The organism is Tateyamaria pelophila (assembly GCF_019966495.1).
Lineage (GTDB): Bacteria > Pseudomonadota > Alphaproteobacteria > Rhodobacterales > Rhodobacteraceae > Tateyamaria > Tateyamaria pelophila.
This window is the reverse complement of record NZ_JAIMIA010000011.1, coordinates 62,522-83,635: the sequence shown is the minus strand read 5'-3', so window position 1 is coordinate 83,635 and position 21,114 is coordinate 62,522. Positions and strand designations below refer to the sequence as shown.

General features: G+C 59.8%; 23 protein-coding genes. 11 read left to right on the top strand and 12 right to left on the bottom strand.

The genetic code is table 11. The annotated features are described in order from the left end of the window. The 3 genes from LC354_RS06020 to LC354_RS06010 all read right to left on the bottom strand — a co-directional run. On the bottom strand, positions 1 to 341 hold a 341-nt coding region (locus tag LC354_RS06020), incomplete at its 3' end, for an IS5 family transposase (RefSeq protein WP_223422018.1). A gap of 158 nt (positions 342 to 499) precedes the next feature. Further along, positions 500 to 919, bottom strand: a complete 420-nt coding sequence (locus LC354_RS06015; protein ID WP_223422017.1) for an SRPBCC family protein — start codon at positions 917 to 919, stop codon at positions 500 to 502. Further along, on the bottom strand, positions 916 to 1,236 hold the full coding sequence (locus tag LC354_RS06010) for an ArsR/SmtB family transcription factor (RefSeq protein WP_223422015.1): 321 nt from the start codon (positions 1,234 to 1,236) through the stop codon (positions 916 to 918). The genes LC354_RS06015 and LC354_RS06010 overlap by 4 nt, the downstream gene beginning before the upstream one ends. A 215-nt stretch (positions 1,237 to 1,451) precedes the next feature. Between LC354_RS06010 and LC354_RS06005 the strand changes: the two genes are divergently transcribed. From LC354_RS06005 to LC354_RS05985, 5 genes are all read left to right on the top strand, one after another. Then, positions 1,452 to 1,910, top strand: coding sequence for an MmcB family DNA repair protein (locus LC354_RS06005; protein ID WP_223422014.1), 459 nt, complete (start codon positions 1,452 to 1,454; stop codon positions 1,908 to 1,910). A 155-nt stretch (positions 1,911 to 2,065) separates the two neighbouring features. Beyond that, a complete protein-coding gene (locus tag LC354_RS06000; RefSeq protein ID WP_223422012.1) occupies positions 2,066 to 3,508 on the top strand; it encodes an alpha/beta hydrolase in 1,443 nt (480 codons plus the stop codon). A gap of 70 nt (positions 3,509 to 3,578) precedes the next feature. Next, on the top strand, positions 3,579 to 4,697 hold the full coding sequence (locus LC354_RS05995; protein WP_223422011.1) for a CaiB/BaiF CoA transferase family protein: 1,119 nt from the start codon (positions 3,579 to 3,581) through the stop codon (positions 4,695 to 4,697). Continuing rightward, the gene (locus tag LC354_RS05990; protein WP_223422009.1) at positions 4,694 to 5,881 is read left to right on the top strand and encodes an FAD-dependent oxidoreductase; all 1,188 of its coding nucleotides are present in this window, start codon (positions 4,694 to 4,696) and stop codon (positions 5,879 to 5,881) included. Before LC354_RS05995 ends, LC354_RS05990 begins: the two co-directional genes overlap by 4 nt. A 79-nt stretch (positions 5,882 to 5,960) precedes the next feature. Beyond that, entirely contained in the window at positions 5,961 to 6,974 is a 1,014-nt protein-coding gene (locus tag LC354_RS05985) for an extracellular solute-binding protein (RefSeq protein ID WP_223422008.1), read from the top strand. Positions 6,975 to 7,036: 62 nt separating this feature from the next. On the opposite strand, the gene acs is transcribed toward LC354_RS05985, so the two are convergent. Both acs and LC354_RS05975 read right to left on the bottom strand, forming a co-directional pair. Beyond that, positions 7,037 to 8,989, bottom strand: a complete 1,953-nt coding sequence (acs, locus tag LC354_RS05980; protein ID WP_223422006.1) for an acetate--CoA ligase — start codon at positions 8,987 to 8,989, stop codon at positions 7,037 to 7,039. Positions 8,990 to 9,349: 360 nt separating this feature from the next. Then, entirely contained in the window at positions 9,350 to 9,739 is a 390-nt protein-coding gene (locus LC354_RS05975) for a carboxymuconolactone decarboxylase family protein (protein WP_223422005.1), read from the bottom strand. Positions 9,740 to 10,222: 483 nt separating this feature from the next. On the opposite strand from LC354_RS05975, the gene LC354_RS05970 reads away from it, so the two are divergent. The 6 genes from LC354_RS05970 to LC354_RS05945 all read left to right on the top strand — a co-directional run bounded on the left by LC354_RS05970 (position 10,223) and on the right by LC354_RS05945 (position 14,621). Further along, positions 10,223 to 10,492: an MDR/zinc-dependent alcohol dehydrogenase-like family protein gene (locus tag LC354_RS05970; protein WP_223422003.1), complete on the top strand. Its 270-nt coding sequence runs from the start codon at positions 10,223 to 10,225 to the stop codon at positions 10,490 to 10,492. Positions 10,493 to 10,512: 20 nt separating this feature from the next. Further along, positions 10,513 to 10,809, top strand: coding sequence for an MDR/zinc-dependent alcohol dehydrogenase-like family protein (locus tag LC354_RS05965; protein WP_223422001.1), 297 nt, complete (start codon positions 10,513 to 10,515; stop codon positions 10,807 to 10,809). Between the two features lie 76 nt (positions 10,810 to 10,885). Next, positions 10,886 to 11,128 (top strand): zinc-binding dehydrogenase, encoded by a 243-nt coding sequence (locus LC354_RS05960; RefSeq protein ID WP_223421999.1) that lies wholly within the window; start codon positions 10,886 to 10,888, stop codon positions 11,126 to 11,128. Between the two features lie 358 nt (positions 11,129 to 11,486). Continuing rightward, on the top strand, positions 11,487 to 12,503 hold the full coding sequence (locus tag LC354_RS05955) for a C4-dicarboxylate TRAP transporter substrate-binding protein (RefSeq protein ID WP_223421998.1): 1,017 nt from the start codon (positions 11,487 to 11,489) through the stop codon (positions 12,501 to 12,503). Between the two features lie 87 nt (positions 12,504 to 12,590). After that, positions 12,591 to 13,217: a TRAP transporter small permease subunit gene (locus tag LC354_RS05950; protein ID WP_223421996.1), complete on the top strand. Its 627-nt coding sequence runs from the start codon at positions 12,591 to 12,593 to the stop codon at positions 13,215 to 13,217. A 3-nt stretch (positions 13,218 to 13,220) separates the two neighbouring features. Continuing rightward, on the top strand, positions 13,221 to 14,621 hold the full coding sequence (locus LC354_RS05945) for a TRAP transporter large permease (RefSeq protein ID WP_223421995.1): 1,401 nt from the start codon (positions 13,221 to 13,223) through the stop codon (positions 14,619 to 14,621). A gap of 91 nt (positions 14,622 to 14,712) precedes the next feature. Here the strand turns inward: LC354_RS05945 and LC354_RS05940 are convergent, their stop codons facing one another. From LC354_RS05940 to LC354_RS05910, 7 genes are read right to left on the bottom strand one after another with little or no spacing between them, the layout of a single operon-like run. Continuing rightward, on the bottom strand, positions 14,713 to 15,507 hold the full coding sequence (locus LC354_RS05940; protein ID WP_223421993.1) for a creatininase family protein: 795 nt from the start codon (positions 15,505 to 15,507) through the stop codon (positions 14,713 to 14,715). Continuing rightward, entirely contained in the window at positions 15,504 to 16,145 is a 642-nt protein-coding gene (locus tag LC354_RS05935; RefSeq protein WP_223421992.1) for an NAD(P)H-dependent oxidoreductase, read from the bottom strand. Before LC354_RS05935 ends, LC354_RS05940 begins: the two co-directional genes overlap by 4 nt. Then, entirely contained in the window at positions 16,145 to 16,726 is a 582-nt protein-coding gene (locus LC354_RS05930; RefSeq protein ID WP_223421990.1) for an NAD(P)H-dependent oxidoreductase, read from the bottom strand. The genes LC354_RS05935 and LC354_RS05930 overlap by 1 nt, the downstream gene beginning before the upstream one ends. Next, on the bottom strand, positions 16,726 to 18,132 hold the full coding sequence (locus LC354_RS05925; protein ID WP_223421988.1) for an FAD-binding oxidoreductase: 1,407 nt from the start codon (positions 18,130 to 18,132) through the stop codon (positions 16,726 to 16,728). Before LC354_RS05925 ends, LC354_RS05930 begins: the two co-directional genes overlap by 1 nt. Further along, positions 18,132 to 19,394 (bottom strand): cytosine deaminase, encoded by a 1,263-nt coding sequence (locus LC354_RS05920; RefSeq protein ID WP_223421987.1) that lies wholly within the window; start codon positions 19,392 to 19,394, stop codon positions 18,132 to 18,134. The genes LC354_RS05925 and LC354_RS05920 overlap by 1 nt, the downstream gene beginning before the upstream one ends. An 11-nt stretch (positions 19,395 to 19,405) precedes the next feature. After that, complete coding sequence (locus LC354_RS05915; protein WP_223421985.1) at positions 19,406 to 20,278, bottom strand: ABC transporter permease; 873 nt, start codon at positions 20,276 to 20,278, stop codon at positions 19,406 to 19,408. A 1-nt stretch (position 20,279) separates the two neighbouring features. Next, the gene (locus LC354_RS05910; RefSeq protein ID WP_223421984.1) at positions 20,280 to 21,080 is read right to left on the bottom strand and encodes an ABC transporter ATP-binding protein; all 801 of its coding nucleotides are present in this window, start codon (positions 21,078 to 21,080) and stop codon (positions 20,280 to 20,282) included. Positions 21,081 to 21,114: the final 34 nt, after the last annotated feature.

Below are 21,114 nucleotides of genomic sequence, written 5' to 3'. Positions count from 1 at the left end.
CTAAACAGCGGCGCGGGTCTTTTTTTTAGCGTCGCGGCGGAATGATGCGCGCGCACGCTGGTCCCGTCGACCATCACCATGTCAACGTTATGCGCATCGGCGATGGCGTCCATGATCCGGTCCCAATGGCCCGCATAGCTCCAGCGGTTAAACCGGTTGTAGACCGTTGTCGGCGGGCCGTATTCGCTGGGTAGGTCAGCCCAAGGGATGCCGGTGCGCAGGACGTAGAAAATGCCGTTGATCACGCGGCGATCATCAACCCGTTTCTTGCCGCGTGTTTTGGTCGGCAAGGTCGCCTTGATGAACTCCCATTCCAGATCGGTCATGTCTGATCGCGCCACTTGTATCCTCCCGCCCGTTGTTTGAACGAAACTGAATCACAAAACTATGCAATCAAACAAGAATTAATGGGTGTGCTGCCTAAATTTCAAAAACGAACCCCAATGGCTTGCACCGTCGTCTCGGGCCGGACGGTGGCGCCAAGGTTCATGCGCAACGATCATGCAGGGTCGTGCACATGTGTGCGCATCCGCATGAGGTGATCGTCCCAGCCCTTGTCCAGCGAAATGATCAAGCCAAAAGCCTCGGCATCTTGCGGGAGTCCCTCGTGAACCAGCGACAATTGCGTTCCGCCCGGTACCTCGGTGAGGGTCCATTTGACGATGCTGACAGTGTCGCCCATGGGTTTGACCGTAAACGTGTATTCAAGGTAATCGGGCTTTTGCGCTTTGCTGACGGTGCCCCAGATCAGCAGATCGCCGCTTTCCGTTCCGAACATTTCCAGCTTCTGCCCTTCGATCATGGGTGCCTTGGGCGCATGAAACCACTTGGCCAGATGTTCAGGCTGGGTGAGATAGTCCCAGACTTTGGTGCGCGGTGCAGCAAGGTATATGGTTTTAGTGAGATTCGTGGCGGTCATGCTGTGTCCTTGTCAATGGTTGTTTTGAGGGCGGCGAGACGGTCATCCCAGAATCGGTCGAAGTATTCGAGCCAGGACAACACGGGGGCGAGCCCTGCCGGGTTGAACTTGTTGATCCGCTCGCGACCGCGTGCCTCGACTGTAATCAGGCCGCCATCATTGAGCACGGTCAGGTGTTTTTTTATCGCAGCCCGCGTCATGTCGAATTGGCCGGCGACCTGGCCAATTGTCATAGCATCGCGGCCCAGCATGCGCAGGATGTCTCGTCGGGTCGGGTCGGCCAAAGCACGGAACACGTTCTGTGCGGTATCGGTCATGGGGTCTCCTGATTGCATATGAAATAGTACCTTTTGGTTTTATTTAATATGACACCATTTGGTTTTACTTCAAGGTCACAAATGCATGTTTTTCACGTTTTCTGCCGAATGCGGACCGGTTCCGTTTGCATGCCCAAGAAAATTCGTACGAATTTTCTTGGGCGTTCAACAGCAGCGCCTTGCCAGTGTTCAGGGTTTGTTCGTAAGACTGGGTCATGCAAAACATACCTGATCCCACCATTCCCACACCGGGCCAGCTTTTGGCCCGTGGTGTATCCCGCCATTTAGCATCTCTGGGATGGGTCACCGTCGAAGAGTTTGTTCCGGCCCGCGGCCTTCGTGTTGATGTCATTGCGCTCGGTCCCAAGGGGGAAATCTGGGTGGTGGAATGCAAATCCAGCCGCGCCGATTTAATGTCAGACCAGAAATGGGAGGGGTATCTGGAGTGGTGCGACAGATTTTTCTGGGCAGTAGACTCCACGTTTCCGGTTGACATACTGCCAGATGAAACCGGGGTGATGATCGGTGACGCATATGACGCGGAGATTGTTCGCGTGGCGCCGGAAAACAAGATTGCGGCGGCCCGTCGTAAGGTGATGGTCCAGAAATTCGCGATGCATGCGGCCCGACGGCTGCAAGCCTTGCGGGACCCGAATGCAAGTCTGGACTGGTAGAGTTTATGGCCGTCGAAAACCGTGTCGCGTCGCAATGTTTTGCATTCAGGCGCCTTTTGGCGTGCCTCGCTCCGTGGACCACTACGGATCGCTTTGCTTGACATGATTGGCATGCGACACAGTTTTCCAACTATAACGGGGGCCACAAGAAGCTGATGAAAGTGAGAGCAATTATTGCCATCGCGATGACGATGATCTCGCTTTGGGTGCTGGAAACTGCACGGCATACCGTCTCGATATCGCAGTTCGACGTGGGTCAGACGCCCGTCACGGAATATTCGACGCCCGACGGCAATGGCCCGACTGTTGTCATCGCGCACGGATTTGCCGGATCGCAACAGATGATGCAGGGGTATGCGTTGCCTCTGGCGCGGACAGGGTACCGCGTTTTCGCCTTCGATTATCTGGGACACGGCCGAAACCCGACGCCGATGTCGGGGGACGTGACCGTGTTGGACGGCACCACAAGGTTGTTGATGGCCCAAACCAACAGCGTCATTGACGCCGTTGAAACCGACCAGCCAGTGGCGTTGATCGGCCACTCCATGGCGACGGATATTCTGGTCCGCGTGGCTGCCGAACGGGACGATATCGGCCCGATTGTCCTGATTTCGGCTTTCTCGAAGGCCATCGACGCGACCACCCCGACCAACCTGCTGCTTATCTCGGGCGCATGGGAGGCCGGACTGCGTGGCTTTGCCAGAGAGGCCGTGCAGATGGTCGCACCGGCAGACGCAGAGGAGGGCGAAACGGTGAAGGCGGGCAATGTGTCACGCCGCGCAGTTGCAGCGCCGTTCAGCGAACATGTTTCCGTCTTGCAAAGCCGCGTCGGGCGGGCTGAGGCGGTGAACTGGCTGGATGTTGCATACGGGCGCAGCTCTGACGTGCGGATATGGCCCACTGGCTGGGCGATTTTGGGACTTCTGTTCGGTCTTGTTTTTCTGTTTCGCAGTATCGCGCGGTATTTGCCCGTGTGCACCCTGCCCGACACAACCCTGAGCCGGAAGCGGCTTGCGATTGCCCTGATCCTGCCAATGGTGATTGCTCCGCTGGTGGCTGTTCCTCTCAATGTCGGGATCCTGCCGGTGTTGGTCGCCGACTATCTTGTGCTCCACCTGTTTGTCTTTGGCGCGATTCAACTGGTGCTCTTAAGGCTGTGGCGCATTCCGTTCGGGCCTATGTCTTGGCCCGCTTTTGGCCTTTTGGTAATCTGGTCCGCCCTTTTTGGGTTTGCACTGGATCGGTACGCGGCCAACTTCTGGCCCACGCCGGAGCGTCTTTGGATAATCGTTGCGATGATCGCCGGGGCGCTGCCTTACATGCTTGCCGATACGACGCTGACCGCAACTGCGGGCCTGCTGCGCCGTATCGCCGTGCGAGGATCTTTTCTTGTGTCGCTCGGCTTTGCAGTGTCGCTGGATTTCGAGGGCCTGTTCTTTTTGATCATGATCGCACCGGTACTGGTCCTGTTTTACCTTGTATTCGGGACGATGGGCCATGCGGCAGCGCAGCGTTCGGGCCCCTTGGCGGCAGGTCTGGCCCTTGGACTGGTGCTCGCCTGGGCACTCGGCGTCAGTTTTCCGGTGTTTCAGGCCTAAGCGCGCAGCATGTTGGGACTTGCAGCTTGCCCGTGCTTTCTGTCCTATCACGCGGCAAAGGGAGGATGAGATGACCGGGCCGCTTGCCACACTGAAAGTTGTTGAATTTGCAGGGCTTGGCCCGGCCCCTTTGGCGGGCCAGTTGCTGGCCGATCTTGGGGCGGATGTGATCGTGATTGACCGGGCTTCCGGCCCGGTCGACCCAACCGACGTGAACCGGCGCGGCAAGCGGTCTATCGCGTTGAACCTGAAGTCCAAGGCGGGGCATGCGACGGCGCAAAAACTGATCGGCACCTGCGACATTGTGATCGAAGGGTTTCGCCCCGGCGTGATGGAGCGTTTGAACCTTGGCCCGAACGACTGCCCTGACACTGTGATCTATGGCCGGATGACAGGGTGGGGGCAAAGCGGGCCGCTCGCGCAGATCGCGGGCCATGACATCACCTATCTCGCAACCACCGGCGCGCTCAGCATGATGGGTCCGGCGGATGGGCCGCCGGAACCACCGATGAACCTTGTGGCAGATTATGGCGGCGGCACGATGTTCCTGCTCTATGGTCTGCTGGCTGCAGTGATCGAACGCGGGGTGTCGGGCAAGGGTCAGGTCGTAGATGCAGCCATGATCGATGGGGTGTCCGCAATGATGGGCCTGCTCCACGGCATGATTGCGCAGGGCATTTGGCACCCTGAGCGCGGCACCAACTGGCTCGATGGCGGCGCGCCGTTTTATCGCTGTTATACCTGCGCCGATGGGCGTCACGTGGCCGTCGGCGCGCTGGAGCCGCAGTTTTATGCGCTGTTACTGGACGGATTGGGGTTGCAGCAGGCCGATCTGCCGGATCAGAATGACCGGAGGAGTTGGCCCGCGATGCAAGAGCGCTTTGAGGCGATTTTGAAGACGCGCAGTCGCGATGCCTGGGCCGCGACGTTCGCGGGTACGGATGCGTGCGTGGCTCCGGTTCTGACGCTGGACGAAGCGGCAGCGCAACCGCATCTTGCACAGCGCGGCGTTTACGTAGCGCCGGGGGACGTGCGACAGGCGGCCCCGGCACCGCGATTTGGGCGCTCGACGTCGCGCACGCCGACACTGCCCGGCGCACCCGGTGCGGACGCTGACGCGATCCTTTCCGAAATGGGCGTGGACGCAGATGCGCGCGCGCAATTGCGGGCTGAGGGAGCGCTATCGTGAAGGCACTGATTGTCGGGGGCGGCGTCGGCGGGCTTGCGTCAGCCATCGCACTGGCCCAACGCGGCCACGATGTGACCGTTCTCGAACAAGCCCCGGCCCTGAGCGAAATCGGAGCCGGATTGCAAATCGCGCCAAATGGATGGCGGGTGCTCGAAGCACTCGGTGTGATCCCTTTGATCCGGGACACATTGTTCGAGCCGGAACAGATCGAAATGCGCATGGGGGTCTCCGGTCGCAAGGTCTTTGGCTTGCAAATGCGCGGTGAGGCGGAACGACGGTGGGGCGCGCCCTATATTCACATACACCGGGCCGATCTTGTGGAGGCTCTGGCAGAGCAGTTGCGCAATCTGGCTCCGGAGGCGATCCATACCGGGGTTACTGTCACGGGCTATGCCCAGAGCAGCACGGGCGTCGCGCTTTCCTGCGGGGACGGCAGCGAAATGACAGGCGATATCGTGATTGGCGCAGATGGCCTGCACTCGGTTCTGCGTACCCAGATGCTCGGGCCGGACGCACCGCATTATACCGGAAACGTGGCCTGGCGCGCCGTTGTACCGATTGACGCGCTGGGGGATCATGCGCCGCCGCCGGGCGCGTGCATCTGGGCGGGCGACAAGCGTCACGCGGTCACAACGCGCTTGCGCGCAGGGACAATGGCCAACTTTGTGGGGATGGTCGAAATGCCGGAACCCTCACCGGAAGGATGGCGCGTCGTCGGGCAAAAGGCAGACGCGCAGGCGGCCTTTGCAGGGTGGCATCCGGTTGTAACAACGCTGATTGACCGGGCCGGGACCTTGAATCGTTGGGCGCTGTTTGATCGCGCCCCCTTGCCGCGCTGGCACGAGGGACGGGTGGTCTTGCTGGGGGATGCAGCACACCCAATGCTGCCGTCCATGGCGCAGGGCGCCGTGCAAGCACTTGAGGACGCATGGATTTTGGCAGCAGCTTTGGATGCCGAGGACGCGCCGGACGCTGCCTTTCGCAGGTTCCATGATCTGCGTATCGGCCGGACTTCGCGGGTGCAAAAGGGCTCTGCATCCAACGCGCGCTTGTTTCATCATGGATCGATGCTTGGCCGGGCTGCGATCTATGGGCCGATGGCAATCGGCGCACGCATTTTACCAAATCTGATCCACGGGCGACAGGACTGGATATACGGATATGACGCGACAACGATTATCTGAGTGTTTTTGTAGGATATGCTTGACGACTCGGCTGAAATCATTAATTGACTGTTTTTATCAGGATATATTGGAGTAACACATGTCCCGTTGTTTGACCGCCAGCATTATGGCCCTTCTTATCGCAACACCCGCCCTGGCGGACGGGGAACTCAACCTTTATTCATCGCGTCACTACGATACGGATGAACGACTGTATTCGGACTTTACCGATTTGACGGGCATTACGGTCAACCGGATCGAAGGCAACGCAGATGAGTTGATCGCCCGCATGCAAGCCGAGGGCGCCAATTCCCCGGCGGATGTACTTTTGACGGTGGACACGTCGCGTTTGCAGCGCGCCAAGGACGCAGGCGTTCTGCAATCGGTTCAAAACGAAGTTCTCGAAGACCGGATCCCCGCCTATTTGCAAGATGAAGACAATCAGTGGTTCGCCTTTTCTCAACGTGCGCGCATCATCTTTTTTGCAAAGGATCGCGTTGAAAACCCGCCGACCGATTATCTGAGCCTTGCCGATCCGGCCTATAAGGGCATGGTATGTCATCGGTCCTCAAGCAACGTCTACTCGCAGACGCTGCTGGCTTCAGTGATCGAAAACCACGGCGAAGAGGCCGCACGGGGCTGGGCGCAAGGCGTCGTGGACAATTTTGCACGCGACCCACAAGGGGGCGACACGGATCAGTTGCGCGGTCTGGTCTCGGGTGAATGCGATATCGCGATCTCGAACACCTATTATTTCGCGCGCGCCCTGCGCACGGACGTGAAAGGCCTCGATCAGGATGCGATGGCCAATATCGGCTGGATCTTTCCGGCCCAGAACGCGGAAGGCGCGCATATGAACCTGTCGGGCGGTGGCATCGCGGCACATGCGCCGAACTATGAAAATGCGGTAGCGTTCCTAGAATACCTCACGTCGGATCAGGCGCAGCAGTATTTTTCGTCGGGCAATGACGAATATCCGGCGGTACCGGGTGTTGGTCTGAGCCCGTCCGTCGCTGCGCTTGGCCTGTTCAAGCCAGATGATGTGGATCTGTCGGCAGTGGCGCAAAACCTTTCAACGGCTCAGGAGATTTTCAATCAGGTGGGCTGGGAGTAATCCACGCAACCGATCGTAAGTGAATGCAAAAGGGGCATGGAATCATGCCCCTTTTGTGCTTTTCAGGACTTGTTCATGCGATTTTCGATCAGATCATCCACCACGGACGGATCCGCAAGGGTCGAGGTATCGCCAAGTGCGCCGAAATCGTCCTCGGCAATCTTGCGCAGGATGCGGCGCATGATCTTGCCCGACCGGGTCTTGGGCAAACCGGGCGCCCATTGCACAAGATCAGGCGAGGCAATGGGCCCGATTTCCTGACGCACCCAGGTGCGCAATTCCTTACGCAACTCTTCTGACGGCTCTTCCCCACTCATCAGCGTGACATAGCAATAGATGCCTTGTCCCTTGATCGCATGGGGGTAGCCGACGACCGCAGCCTCGGCGACCTTGGCATGAGCCACAAGCGCACTTTCCACTTCGGCGGTGCCCATCCGGTGGCCCGAGACGTTAATCACGTCATCGACGCGGCCCGTGATCCAGTAATCGCCATCGTCGTCGCGACGACATCCGTCACCGGTAAAGTAATAGCCTGCATAGTCGCTGAAATAGGTTTTCTCGAACCGCTCATGATCGCCCCAGATGGTCCGCATCTGGCCCGGCCAACTGTCAGCGATGCAGAGCACCCCTTCGACGCCATTGCCGTCGATGATCTCTCCGCTGGCAGGTTCCAGCACAACAGGTTGCACTCCGAAAAATGGTTTCATGGCCGACCCCGGTTTCATCGCATGGGCGCCGGGCAGGGGTGTCATCAGGTGGCCACCGGTTTCGGTCTGCCACCATGTGTCGACAATGGGACAGCGCCCGCCGCCTACCACTTCGTTGTACCAGTTCCACGCTTCGGGGTTGATCGGTTCGCCGACGGTGCCCAACAGGCGCAGGCTGGACAGATCGCACTTGGTGACGAACTCTTCGCCCTGTCCCATAAGGGCGCGGATCGCAGTTGGCGCAGTGTAGAACTGCGTCACCTTGTGGGCTTCGCAGACCTGCCAGAAGCGGCTGGCATCGGGAAAGGTGGGCACCCCTTCGAACATGAGGGTCGTCGCGCCATTGGCCAGCGGTCCATAGACGATATAGCTGTGCCCGGTGACCCAGCCCACATCGGCGGTGCACCAGAAGATATCGCCGTCCTTGTAATCGAACACGATCTCATGGGTCATCGCCGCAAAGGTCAGGTAGCCGCCTGTGGTATGCACAACCCCTTTGGGCTGCCCGGTCGAGCCGGAGGTATACAGGATGAACAGCGGATCCTCGGCGTTCATTTCTTCGGGCTGGCAGTCGTCAGAGACTGTTTCGGCCTCTTCGTGGAGCCAGAAATCAAGACCATTCCGGAACGCGATCTGCTGGCCCGTGCGACGCACGATCAGACATTTCACCTCGTCCGTATCGTGCAGCAACGCCTGATTGACGTTGTCCTTGAGGTTGGTGATGCGCCCTCCACGGGGCGCGCCATCGGCGGTGATGACGACCTTGGCGTCACATCCATTCACTCGTGCGCCCAAGGCATCCGGGGAAAAGCCCGCAAAAACAATCGAGTGAATCGCGCCGATGCGCGCACAGGCCAGCATCGCATACGCGGCTTCCGGGATCATGGGCATATAGATGACAACCCGGTCGCCCCTGCCGACACCGAGCTTTTTGAGGACGTTTGCCATTTTGCACGTCTGTGTGTGCAGTTCCTTGTAGGTGATGTGGCGGGCGGCTTCCCCGATATCATCGGGTTCAAAGATGATGGCGGTCTGGTCCCCACGCGCCGCCAGATGCCGGTCGATGCAGTTGGCCGAAACGTTTAGAGTGCCATCGCTGAACCAGTTGATCGAAACGTTGCCCAAGGCAAAGTTGCTGTCCTTGACCTTGGTATAGGGCTTGATCCAGTCCAGCCGCTTCCCGTGCTCCGCCCAGAACGCATCAGGGTCGTCGATTGAAGCCGCGTACATGGCGTCATATTTGGCCGCGTTCACATGGGCGTTTTGCGCCATGTCGGTGGACGGGGGGTAGGTTTTGCTGTCTGACATGGATGTTCCTCCGATGATCGTTCCGATACTGAACGGAGGATCACCATCAAACCAGCCACCCGCGCGGGGCGCCTGTGTCTGGCCAGGGTCCTCCTCCCTTGGCGTGATCATACCCAAAGGCGAACAGAATGGAATATGGGGCTTGGGGACGCGGCATTTATTGTTGAGGACTTTGTGAAGGGGACCTCGCCGTGTAAGTTTCAAACGGTTTTGAGTTTTCCGTTATATTTGACAAGGCGTTACACTATCGACGCATTCAACTTACGACTTGCTTTCACCTGAGCGTCACGCGCGCCAGATCAATGCCATGATGGTCGCGGCAAATGTGGACCTGTCTTCCTTCGCGACTGACGCCCAGACTCAAATCATGCCGCGTTCACTCAAGACCTTGCGCGCGCCCCGGAAACACTCCAACCCCTGCGGAACCCCGCAATAGATCGCGACCATATGCACGGCGGCGCGAATCTCTTCGACGCTGCACCCGTTGTTGATCGCCCCGTTGCAGTGCAATTCCCACTCCTGCATCTTGCCAAGTGCGCCGATCATCGCGAGGTTCATCAGGCTGCGGGTCTTGGCGTCGATGGCGTCGTCGCCCCAGCCAAATCCCCAGCACCAGGCTGTCATCGCTTCCTGGAACGGCCGGTTGAAATCGTCCGAAGCGTCGAGGTTTTTTTGCACATAGTCCGCGCCAAGCGTGGCTTTGCGCTGGGTCAAACCCTTTTCAAACAAGTCTTCGTCAAAGAGGCTCATGGGTGGTTTGTCCTTTCTCATGGCGCTGGCCGCGCGGATCTAAACCGCGTGTCGACTTTTCTGCGTCCTTTGTGCACCGGATGCAGGCGCCGCGTAAGGGTGCGTTTGTCATCACAGCGGCACCCATATCTGCTCGCAGCCCTTTCTGCGCCACAGCGCACGGGGCCGAAGCGTCAGATGTTTGACGTGAAATACGATGCAATCCGCGACAATCTTCGACAAATCCTGTGTTTAAACAGACATTCCGCAGTGACGCGTCAAAGCAATCCCGGAGCCGCCCAATGACCGGACAAACATCAGTACCGGAAACAATGAACGCGTTTGTCCTGCACGATCACGGCGACATAGACGCCATGATCTTTCACACCAATTGAGCAGTGCCACGGGTCGGAGCAGATGACGTGTGGATCCGCGTTGGCGCATGCGGGCTGAACAATACCGACGTCAACACGCGGTCCCGCTGGTTGTCCAAAGCAGTGACCGATGCGACCACCAGCGGACGGCCACGCGGTCGCGGGCAATGAGGATCCCAGTTGGGGTGGGGTGCCGATCGGATTTTCCCGCATTCAGGGCGCAGTTGCGGTCGGCACGGTGGTTGCAGCTGGCGCGCATGCTGACGCCGATCTGATCGGCAAACGGTTGATGGTGGATTGCTGGCTCCGCGACTGGGACGATCCGGTGAACCGCGACAAGACCGGCTATTTCAAGACCGGCTATTTCGGCAGCGAGCGGGACGACGGTTTTGCCCAATAGTCGACAGCGGACCGCGCAACGTGGGCGTCGTGCACAGTGATCTGACGGATGCGGAGCTGGCGACCTTCTCCTGTTCTCACAGCACCGCCAAGGGCATGTTGATTTCTGCGCAAGCGAACTCTGACGACGTCGTCCTCGTGACGAGCGGATCCGGTGGTGTCGGATCGGCTCTGATCCAGTTGGCCAAGCGGCGCGGAGCCACGGTCATAGGGCTGGCATCAGTGGCCAAACACGAGGCGATGGCCAGACGCCTTGCTGGCGCGCGCCCGACACCCTCGGCGCAGCGCTCAAAACGGCCATGGGCCGAGACACGGTAACCGTTGTGGCCGACATCGTGGGTGGGTCGTATTTTGAAGCGGTCATCGATGTGCTGGCGCGCGGCGGGCGCGATAAATGCTCTGGTGCGATTGCGGGGTCGATTGTCGATCTGGATATGAGAACGCTGTATTTGCGCGACCTCGCCTTACCGGATCGACCGTCATTCCGCAGCATATTTTCAAGGATCTGGTGGGATATGTCGAACGAGGCGCGGTGCGTCCGCTGCTGGCAGCAACCTATCCGCTGGTGGATCTGCGCCGGGCGCAACAGGCTTTTATCGAGAAACGCCATGTCGGCAACATCGTTGTCACGCCGTGAGCAACCGTGCGGCGTCATGATTGATGGGTGAGCCGGGCTGCAGCAGGCCTGACCAAGGGCGGACACCCCCGCTCAGTCCGTACACCGTCTTTTTGACGGGGTCCCTGGCTTCTCTGTTCCCAAAAAACCCCCGCCGGAGGCTCCTGCCGGTCAAAGTCGCAAACCGGACTTGCGGGCTTCGGTGCACTGGCCTGAGAACGGGCTGACAGCCTAGGGCCCCCACCTGCACACTTGGACTTACCCTCCTGCCGATTAGAGCGCATGGGCCAGCACATCACGCCCTCTTGGCACTTGGACAATCGCACGCTAGCTTGCAGGCAAGCGGGCGGACCACGTCTCGCATCAAGGGAGAAACATCATGAACAAATACGCATTGGGTGCCCTCGCGGGCACTATGACCTGCACCTTCGCTCTGGAAGCAGCCGCTACCGAATGGAACGTATCCGTCTGGGGCAAGCGCCGGGCCTTCACCGAGCACGTCGAAAAACTGGCCGAACTGGTCAGCGAAAAGACCAACGGCGAATTCACCATGAACATCAGCTATGGCGGTCTGTCGAAAAACACCGATAACCTCGACGGCATCTCGATCGGTGCATTCGAGATGGCGCAGTTCTGCGCAGGCTACCACGCGGACAAGAACCGCGTGATCACCGTTCTCGAACTGCCCTTCCTGGGTGTCGAAAACCTGGAACAGGAAGTGGCCGTGTCCTCGGCCGTCTATGCGCACCCTGCCGCCGCCGAAGAGATGGCGCAATGGAACGCCAAGTTGCTGATGACCTCACCCATGCCGCAATACAATCTTGTCGGCACCGGCGAAGCGCGGACCACGCTTGAGGACTTCGACGGCATGCGCGTGCGCGCCACCGGCGGTTTGGGAGATGCGTTCAAGGCCGTGGGCGGTGTGCCCACCTCCGTGACCTCGTCCGAAGCCTATCAGGCGATGGAATCAGGTGTGGTCGACACGGTCGCTTTTGCCCAGCACGCCCACCTGTCTTTTGGTACCATCAACCAGGCAACCTGGTGGACAGCGAACCTGAACCCCGGCACGGTGAACTGTCCCGTGGTCGTGAATATCGATGCCTATGAAGCGCTGAGCGATGCTGAGCGCGAAGCGTTGGACAGCTCGGTGCCCGAAGCGCTTGACTATTATATTGCGAATTACGGCGAGCTGCTGAAGCGCTGGGATGAGGTTCTGGAGGAAAAAGGGGTCGAAAAAGTCGTCATCGCCCCCGAAGTCATTGCCGAATTCCGTTCGGTTGCCGCCGATCCGATCCGCGATCAATGGATTGCAGACATGGAAGCACAAGGCATTCCCGGTCAGGAACTCTATGACCTGGTCGAATCAACGCTGGCGGACGCCAAAGGCGGCAGCTAAGACCGCCACAAGCGAACAGATGAGGCGGGGTTACCCCCGCCTCATTGCGTCTGACACTGGGCGTATGACTTAGGGGAGAGAGCGGATATGGCGGGTACAGCCTCAATCCTGGAAGATTCCAGTATTCTCAGCCGATTGGACAGAGCCCTGTTGCCGGTCGAGACCTTCATGGCTCTGCTCAGCGGACTGGCGGCCTTTTCCCTCATGTTCCTTGCGGCCTATTCTGTCACAGGACGCGAGTTTTTCGAAAAACCTCTGTTGGGCTATGTCGATCTGATCGAGATGCTGATGCCGCTCATTGCGATCATGGGTGTTTCATATGTTCAGCGTAATGGTGGGCACGTGCGCATGGACATCATCATCGGCGCGATGAAGGGTCGGACGCTTTGGTTTTTTGAATTTGTGTCGGTTCTGCTGATCCTGGTGCTGATGATTGCCCTTGTCTGGGGCTCCTGGGCGCATTTCGACCGCTCTTTCGACTGCGCGCGCCCCTTGTGCAGCCGTGACAGTTCCATCGACATCTCGCTGCCGATCTGGCCTGCGAAACTCATTGTGCCGGTCGCCTTTTCGGTGCTGTGCGCGCGGCTTGTGTTGCAGGCGGTCGGCTATGCCCGCGCCTTTTGGTACAACCTTGAAAACCCGGTGGCCGTCCCGCTGGTCATGAGTGCTGCCGAACAGGCACTGGCCGAAGCCAAGATGCTGGAAAGGGACTGACATATGGATCCGATTACGATTGGCCTGTGGGTCACCGGCGGTATGCTGGCGCTTGTTTTCCTCGGCATGCGCGTTGCCTTTGCCGCCGGCATGGCGGGCTTTGTCGGTCTGATCTGGCTCCGCTGGAACGGGTTCGACTATGACCCGGCCCGCTTTGGCAAGGCGCTGGAAATCAGCGTCAAGATCGCGGGCCAGGTGCCCCACTCCAAAGTGTCCTCTCAGGCGCTGTCGCTGATCCCCACCTTTATCCTGATCGGATACCTAGCCTACTACGCCAAGCTGACCACCGCCCTGTTCGAGGCGGCGAAACGCTGGATCGCCTGGGTGCCGGGAGGGCTGGCCGTCTCGACCGTCTTCGCCACCGCAGGCTTTGCCGCCGTGTCCGGCGCATCTGTGGCCACGGCGGCGGTCTTTGCCCGTATCGCCATCCCCGAAATGCTCAAGATCGGCTATAATAAGCAGTTCGCGGCAGGCGTTGTGGCGGCAGGCGGTACACTTGCCTCGCTGATCCCGCCCTCGGCGATCCTCGTGATCTATGCGATCATCGTCGAACAGGACGTGGGCAAGCTGTTGCTTGCGGGCTTCATCCCCGGTGCGTTCTCGGCCATCGTCTATGCGACCATGATCATCGGAATCGCCCTGATCTGGAAAAATGTTGGCCCCCCGGTGAGCGGCTTCACCTGGAAAGAGCGCTTTTCTTCTCTGCCGCCCGCACTGCCCATCGTGGCCGTGGTCGTGATCATCATTTTCTTTGTCTACAACCCGTTTGGCGACGCCTGGGGTACACCGACCGAAGGCGGCGCCGTGGGCGCGTTCATCGTCTTTCTGATGGCCCTCTATCGCGGTATGCGGCTCAAGGAACTCAAGGACGCATTGATCGAAACCGCCAAACTGACGGTAATGATCTTTACCATCATCTGGGGTGTGCTGATCTACGTGCGGTTCCTGGGCTTTGCCGACCTGCCGGGTGCGTTTTCGGACTGGATTACATCGTTGACCGTGTCGCCGATGCTGATTCTGGTGTGTATCCTGCTGGCCTACGCAGTGCTGGGCATGTTCATGGACGCGATCGGTATGCTGCTGCTCACGCTGCCGGTGGTCTATCCGGCTGTCATGGCGCTGAACGGGGGCGAAATGGTCAGCGCCGCTGACAGCACCTTCGGGATGTCAGGGCCAATGTGCGCCATCTGGTTCGGGATACTGGTGGTCAAAATGGCCGAATTCTGCCTGATCACACCGCCCATCGGCCTCAACTGCTTCGTGGTGGCGGGCGTGCGCGATGATTTGACGGTGCAGGATGTGTTCAAGGGCGTCACACCCTTCTTCATCGCGGACGGTATCACCATCGCATTGCTGGTCGCCTTTCCGAGCATCGTGCTGTGGCTTCCATCGCTGGCGTCCTGACGCACCCAAATGAAGGGGGGGGGCGCTGCGTGATCCCCTTCATCTTGCCAAATAAACTCAAAGAGCCCGGCAAAACGCCACGCGGGTCCGGTCAGAATGGGGTGACCGTCGGTTCAAACCCGTCCAGTGGCACATCCCGGATGGTCTTGAGCAGGTCCGTGACATCCGCGACCATCTTGTCCGCCGCCGTCCGGCCCTTTTCCGCCGTGGCCAGGTGCGCCTCGCCTACGACCCCATGCGGGTTCACATCCGACGCGATCCAGCCATAGGCCACCGCACCAATCGGCGAGATCGGGCTGACCTCCGCGCTGGATCGGAAATCCTGCGCCAGCGACATATCCACCGTTTCGGGGCGAAAATGCAGCACCAGCGAGGTTTCGACATCGCCGCCATGAATGCCATAGGTCATTTCCTGTGGACCGAACAAACCCTCAGGCGGGCCAAAAGCCCCCCAACCGGCGCGCACCACATACATCCCCGCACGGACCCGCAGTTCACGCGCCACGATGGAGATCAGATCCGTGTTGCCCCCATGACTGTTCAGGATCAGCATCTTGCGGACACCGGCACGCGCGACGGACAACCCGATCTCGACCCAGAGCTTGAGCGCCGTTTCTGCCGTCATCGTCACGGTCCCTGCCGCCCAAAGGTGTTCGTTGGATTTGCCAACCGCCTGCACGGGCAACACACGAAAATCCAGATCGCCCGGCGCTTGCGCCTTCAACTGCGCGAGCAGTCCTTCGTTGATGATGGTGTCTGTGCCCACCGGCAAGTGGGGGCCGTGCTGTTCAATCGCTGCGGTCGGCAGGATCGCGATGGTGCGCATCGGGTCGATGTCTTGGTACTCGGGGGCCCGGAAATCGGCCCAGTCACGGCGCAGGGTCATGGGGTCGCCTTTGTCTTGGGGTGTGAGAGGGCTGGTTGCGTCCCTCCCAGAAATTGGTCCATCCTGTCGGCAACGCGGGCGAGGTGTTTGGCGCGGCTTGCATCGGTGGATCGGTCCATCAGGTAATGCGCGGCAAAGACCTTTTTCGCGCCGGGGTGCAACAAAACGCCCAGACCGCGAAACAGGGTCCGTTTGCCGGGCGCACCAACCCATTGCATCAGCCACCAGCTTGCCCCGCAGGTGGTGAACACGCCCAGGCGGGTGATCTGTTGCAAGCCGGGTCGGATATCAGCGTTCTCCGCGTCAGGCATCAGAAAGGCAAGATCGGGCAGCAAAACACGGTCCAGCCACCCTTTGAGCATCGCAGGCAACCCGTACCACCAGGTCGGATAGACAAAGATCAGGGCATCGCACCATGCAACGGCGGCACAATGCGCGGCGACCGGCGTGCGATTGGCCGGGCTGTCAACGTAGCCTGCCAATTCATCCGCGCTCAGAACCGGCTGAAACCCATCGGCATAAAGATCAATCAGCCGATACTCCGCACCTGCGTTTCGCAGCTTGTCCAACACAAGATCGCGGATCGCTGCGTTGAAGCTGTCGCCGACCGGGTGACAATAGATGACCAATGCCCGCATCAGAACGCCGCCATTTCCGCTGTCACCTTGTCCAGAAAATTGTCGCGTTGGGTTTGGCTCGCGTTGTTCATGTCATGCAAGGCGAGATAGCGGACCTTGTCGGGTCTGGTCACGCCCCAGACCGCGCGCTTGATCAGCTTGCGCGGCGGATCACCCGCGAGAAAGGCCCGCCACGGCGTCGCGCCATAGGTGGTGATGGCGGCCAGCTTGCGAATGTTGGACAGGCATCCTTGCACGCGGCCCTCCTTCAGATCAAAGGACACGCCGGGCAGAAACACCCGGTCGAAATAGCCTTTGAGGATGGCGGGGTAGCCAAAATTCCAGACCGGAAAGACCAGCACCATCGCGTCCGCGGCACGCAGGCGGTCCACATAGCCCTGAACCGGCCGGGTGTTGCTGCTGGTATCGTGGTAATTGCGCCGTTCCTGCGCGCTCAGAACCGGGTTGAACCCTTCCGCATTGAGATCACAGGCATCCACGTCCCAGCCCGCGCCGCTAAGCGCATCGACCGTGGCTCTGTTCAGGGCGCTGGAAAAGCTCTCGGCGCAGGGGTGGGCGTGGATCACCAGAACCTTTGCCATCACTCGGCGGCCTTGCTCAGACCGGGATAGGCATACATCCCGTCATAGGACCAATCGGGATCGTCCCAGGCGATCATCTTGCCGGGGTTCAGCAAGCCTTTGGGATCGGCTTGTCGTTTGAAATCTAGCTGGCGTTCGTCGGTCGATTGCCGTCCGCCTTCTTCCAGCGTGTAGCGATGTGGGTTGAAAATCATCGCCCCTTCGGCTTCGTGCTGGGCCACGATTTCGTCCAGCCGCGCCTCGTTTGTGAACTTCACAAGGCTGAGGCCGCCCATGCCGATCTTGCCGCCCTGACGGGTCACTTCGATATGCTGCAGGACCTCGGGCGAGAACATGTCGCGGATCTTCTCGATCAAAGGGATCGGGTCATCGGTGCCATAGCCCACCTGCAGATAGGTGATCGACGGATCGACCTTGAGCGCACGCAGCGTCGTGTGGTTCCAACCGTATTCAAAGACACGGCCCGGCGATCGTGCCCAGTCATGATCGTCCGAGCGGTAGATCACCTTTGCGCTGTCATGGCTGCGCGTGAACGTCTCAAACCCCGGCATCGAGTGTGGCGCGATCATCAGCGCTACAACCACGTCATCGCTGTCGACATACGGCGCGACGCGCTGGAAATAGTCTTTGGCGACCGGGGCCTCGAACACGGTGGCCAGTTTCATCAGGAGCCCGTCGCAGGAGGCGAGGTTATAGGAATATTCAAGCGCTTGGCCGAAGTCCTTGAAGCTGACGAAAAGGTCCACCCACTCATAGGCGGCGGCCAGCGGCATCTCGATCTCGGTGATGATCCCGTTGGTCCCGTAAGCGTGGCTGACCCTGTGCAAATCATCGCCCGTGATGTCTATGACGCGGGGCTCGGCTTCCATCGTGACGACGCGCAGGCGGATGATATTGCCCACATCGCGCAACGACCCCCAGTGGATCGAACCGACACCGCCAGAGCCGCCCGCGATAAAACCGCCGATTGTGGCCGTCGCCCATGTCGATGAAAACATGCGCAATTCCTGCCCGGAATGCGCCTTGCAAGCTGCGTCGATGTCCTTGAGCAAACAGCCCGGTTCCGCCACGAAACGGCCCGGCTGGATGTCTTTGACCGCGTCCATCTTGTGCAGGTGCAGGATACAGCCGCCCGCAAGCGGGATCGCCTGACCGTAATTGCCGGTACCGGCCCCCCGAGTGGTGACGGGCACGTCGTGGGCATAGCAGGTGCGCAGGATCTCGATCACCTCGTCCTGCGATTTGGGTGTCGCAACGAAGTCCGCGACCAACCCGTCCAGCCGATCCTTGAGCACGGGTGAGTACCAAAAGAAGTCGCGGCTCTTGGCTTTGACCGAGGCCGGGTTCACGTCGATCTCGAGATGCGCAAGCGCCTCCATGGCGGCAGTGATGTTGGGTGCGGTCATTAGGTCCTCATCAGCGGGTCAAGCTCTGCATAGTCGGGGAGAGTGGTGTCGATCTGTACGCCGTCGCGTAGCACGATGCGATCGGCCTGGGGGCGCGCAAAGAGTTCCGTCCACTCGCGCGCGCGGCAGATCACCAGATCGGCGGGTGCGCCTGGGGCAAGCGAGGGCGCGTCAAAGCCGGTAGCCTTGGCGGGATTGCCCAAGAATGCATCCACCCAGTCGAGCTCTGCATGATCCAGATGCCCGATCCGGGTCGCCTCGCGCATCACCTCGAGCATGTCCATGTCCCCGTACGCATAAAACGGATCGCGCGTGTTGTCCGAGGCAAAGCTGACATTGATGCCGCGTGCCCTCATCTCGTGCACCAGCGTGATGCCGCGATAGCGCGGTGTGCGGGCCGGATGCCGATCTTGCAGATAGAGATTGCACATGGGCAGGCTGACCACATGCAGCCCGGCGCGCGCCACCAGATCGAGGGTGTTGAGCGCGGTTGCCTCGTCCATCGTGGACAGGGAACACAAGTGGCCCACGGTGACGGACATGTCAAAGCCGTGATCCAGAACCGATTGGGCGATGTGTTTCAGCGTATTGACGTCTGGATCAAGCGTTTCATCCACGTGGAAATCCGCCGCGATACCGCGCGATTGCGCCGCCCCGAGGAAGGTTTCAAGCTGCCAGTCCAGTTGGTCATTCGGGATCGTGAGCCCGCCCAGAACGCCCTCATGGGCGGCGACCAGATCTGCGATGGCGGTGAAGCGCGCGGCATCCTCCACCATTTCGCAATTGGCGAGGCAAGCGGCTTGCAGGTCGATGCGCCCCGCCCACTCGGCCCGCAGTTCGGAAAACAGTGGCCAGCTTGCGTCATGTTTCGGGTCGAACTGATCCAGATGGGTGCGGATCGCGCGGGTGCCGTGGGCATAGGCAGACCTGAGCGAAAAACTCATGCGCGGCCGCAGATCATCGACGCCCCATTTTCCGGTCTTGTCATTGCTGACGGCGTTGATGGCCCCTTCGAAGGATCCGTCGGGATTGGGCGTGCGTGGCCAGATATGCCCCTTGTCGAGATGGGTGTGCATATCGATGAAAGCGGGAAAGACCATTGCCCCCTTCATGTCGATCACCTCTGCCCGCTCAAGCGGCGTGCTGATCTTGCCGTTTGCAATGGTCAGATCCAGAGACGCCAGCGCCGTGTCCTGATCAACCAGGCACCCCGGTATGGTGAGGTTCTTCAGGTGCAACGGTCCGTTCGTGGGGAGTGTCATATAGCCCAAGGTCATTCCCTTTTGATGGCGCTTTCATGCCATTTGCGCAATGCAAAGTGACTGATCAGTGAAGTGGTTGCGAAGATGACAATGCCGGTCAAGGCAATCAGCAAAAGTGCGGCGAACATCCGCGGGATATTGAGCCGATACCCGGCCTCGAGGATGCGAAAGGCAAGGCCGGACCCGATCCCGCCAGTGCCCGCCACGTATTCAGCGACAACAGCCCCGATCAACGCCAGCCCCCCGGCGATCCGGAGGCCCCCCAGAAAATAGGGCAGGGCGGACGGCAATTGCAGAAACCGCAGACGTTGCCAGCGACTTGCCTTGTAGATGTTCATCAGGTCGCGCAGATTGTGGTCGGCGGATTTGAGTCCCAGCGTGGTATTGGCCAGGATCGGAAAGAACGCGACGATCCACGCGCAAAGCAACAGCCCGACCAGCCGATTTTCCACATAGATAAAGATCAACGGCGCAATCGAGACGATCGGCGTGACCTGCAGGATCACCGCGAAAGGCGAAAACGACATTTCGGCAAACTTGCTTTGAGTGAAAAGCACGGCCAGCCCCACACCCCCGATGATGGCAACGGCCAGCGCCATGAAGGTGATCTGTAGTGTAACCAGCAGCGAGGCGAACAGCGTCACGCGATCTTCATACAGTGTCGAGAGCACCAGACCGGGACCGGGCAGCACATAGTGCGGGATCTCGTTCCAGACCACGACCCGATCCCACAGCCAGATGGAGAGGGCCAGCACGACGATGGGCACGACCCAGCGCGCGATAGCCTCGATCCGCTGCGCGCGGGCGTAGCGTTCTTCCTCTTCGTCGAAGATCGGGCCGGAGCCTTGCTGATCGCGGGGGGTGGTATTGTGCGTCACACTCATCTCAATGGACCTCATCGGGTGCAAGCGTGCTGGTCAATGTTTCGGAGGTTGCGCGCGCCACGGCAGCATATTCGGGGGATGTGCGCCAGTCGATGCCGCGCGGGTAGCCTGCATCGACTTCGATTTCCTTGATGATCCGCCCAGGGCGTGCGGCCATGACCAGAATACGATCCGACAGGAACACGCTTTCAAACACGGAATGGGTGACAAAAATGACAGTCGCCCCGGTGCGTGCCTTGAGCGACAGGAGATCGTCGTTCAGCTTTTGCCGCGTAATCTCGTCCAGGGCTGCAAAGGGTTCATCCATGAGGATCAGGCGGGGATTGGTGACGAGGGCACGCGCAATCGACACCCGCATCTTCATGCCCCCGGACAATTCGCGCGGATAACTGTCAGCGAACTTTTCGAGGCCCACAAGTGCCAGCGCCTCCATGATCCGATCCTTAACCGAGGCAAAGGATTGGCCCCGCAACCGGAACGGCAACCAGACGTTTTTGGCGACCGTGTTCCATGGCATCAAGGTCGGTTCCTGAAAAACGACACCAAGGTCGTCACTGCCTTGCCCCCCTTCCCACACGATCCGTCCCACGGTCGGACGCATCAGGCCGGCAATCAGGCGCAGCGCCGTGGATTTGCCGCAGCCCGACGGACCCAGCAATGAAATGAAATCGCCCTCGTTCACCGTCAGCGACAGGCGGCGCAGGGCAACCACGCCGCCATTGAAGGTCTTGTCCACCTCGTTGATGCGCAGCACCGGGCGGCGCGCGCCCAATGGTAAAACGGCGCGATCATGGACGGTCATTGATATCCCTCCGGACGGGCAGTGCCGCGCAAGG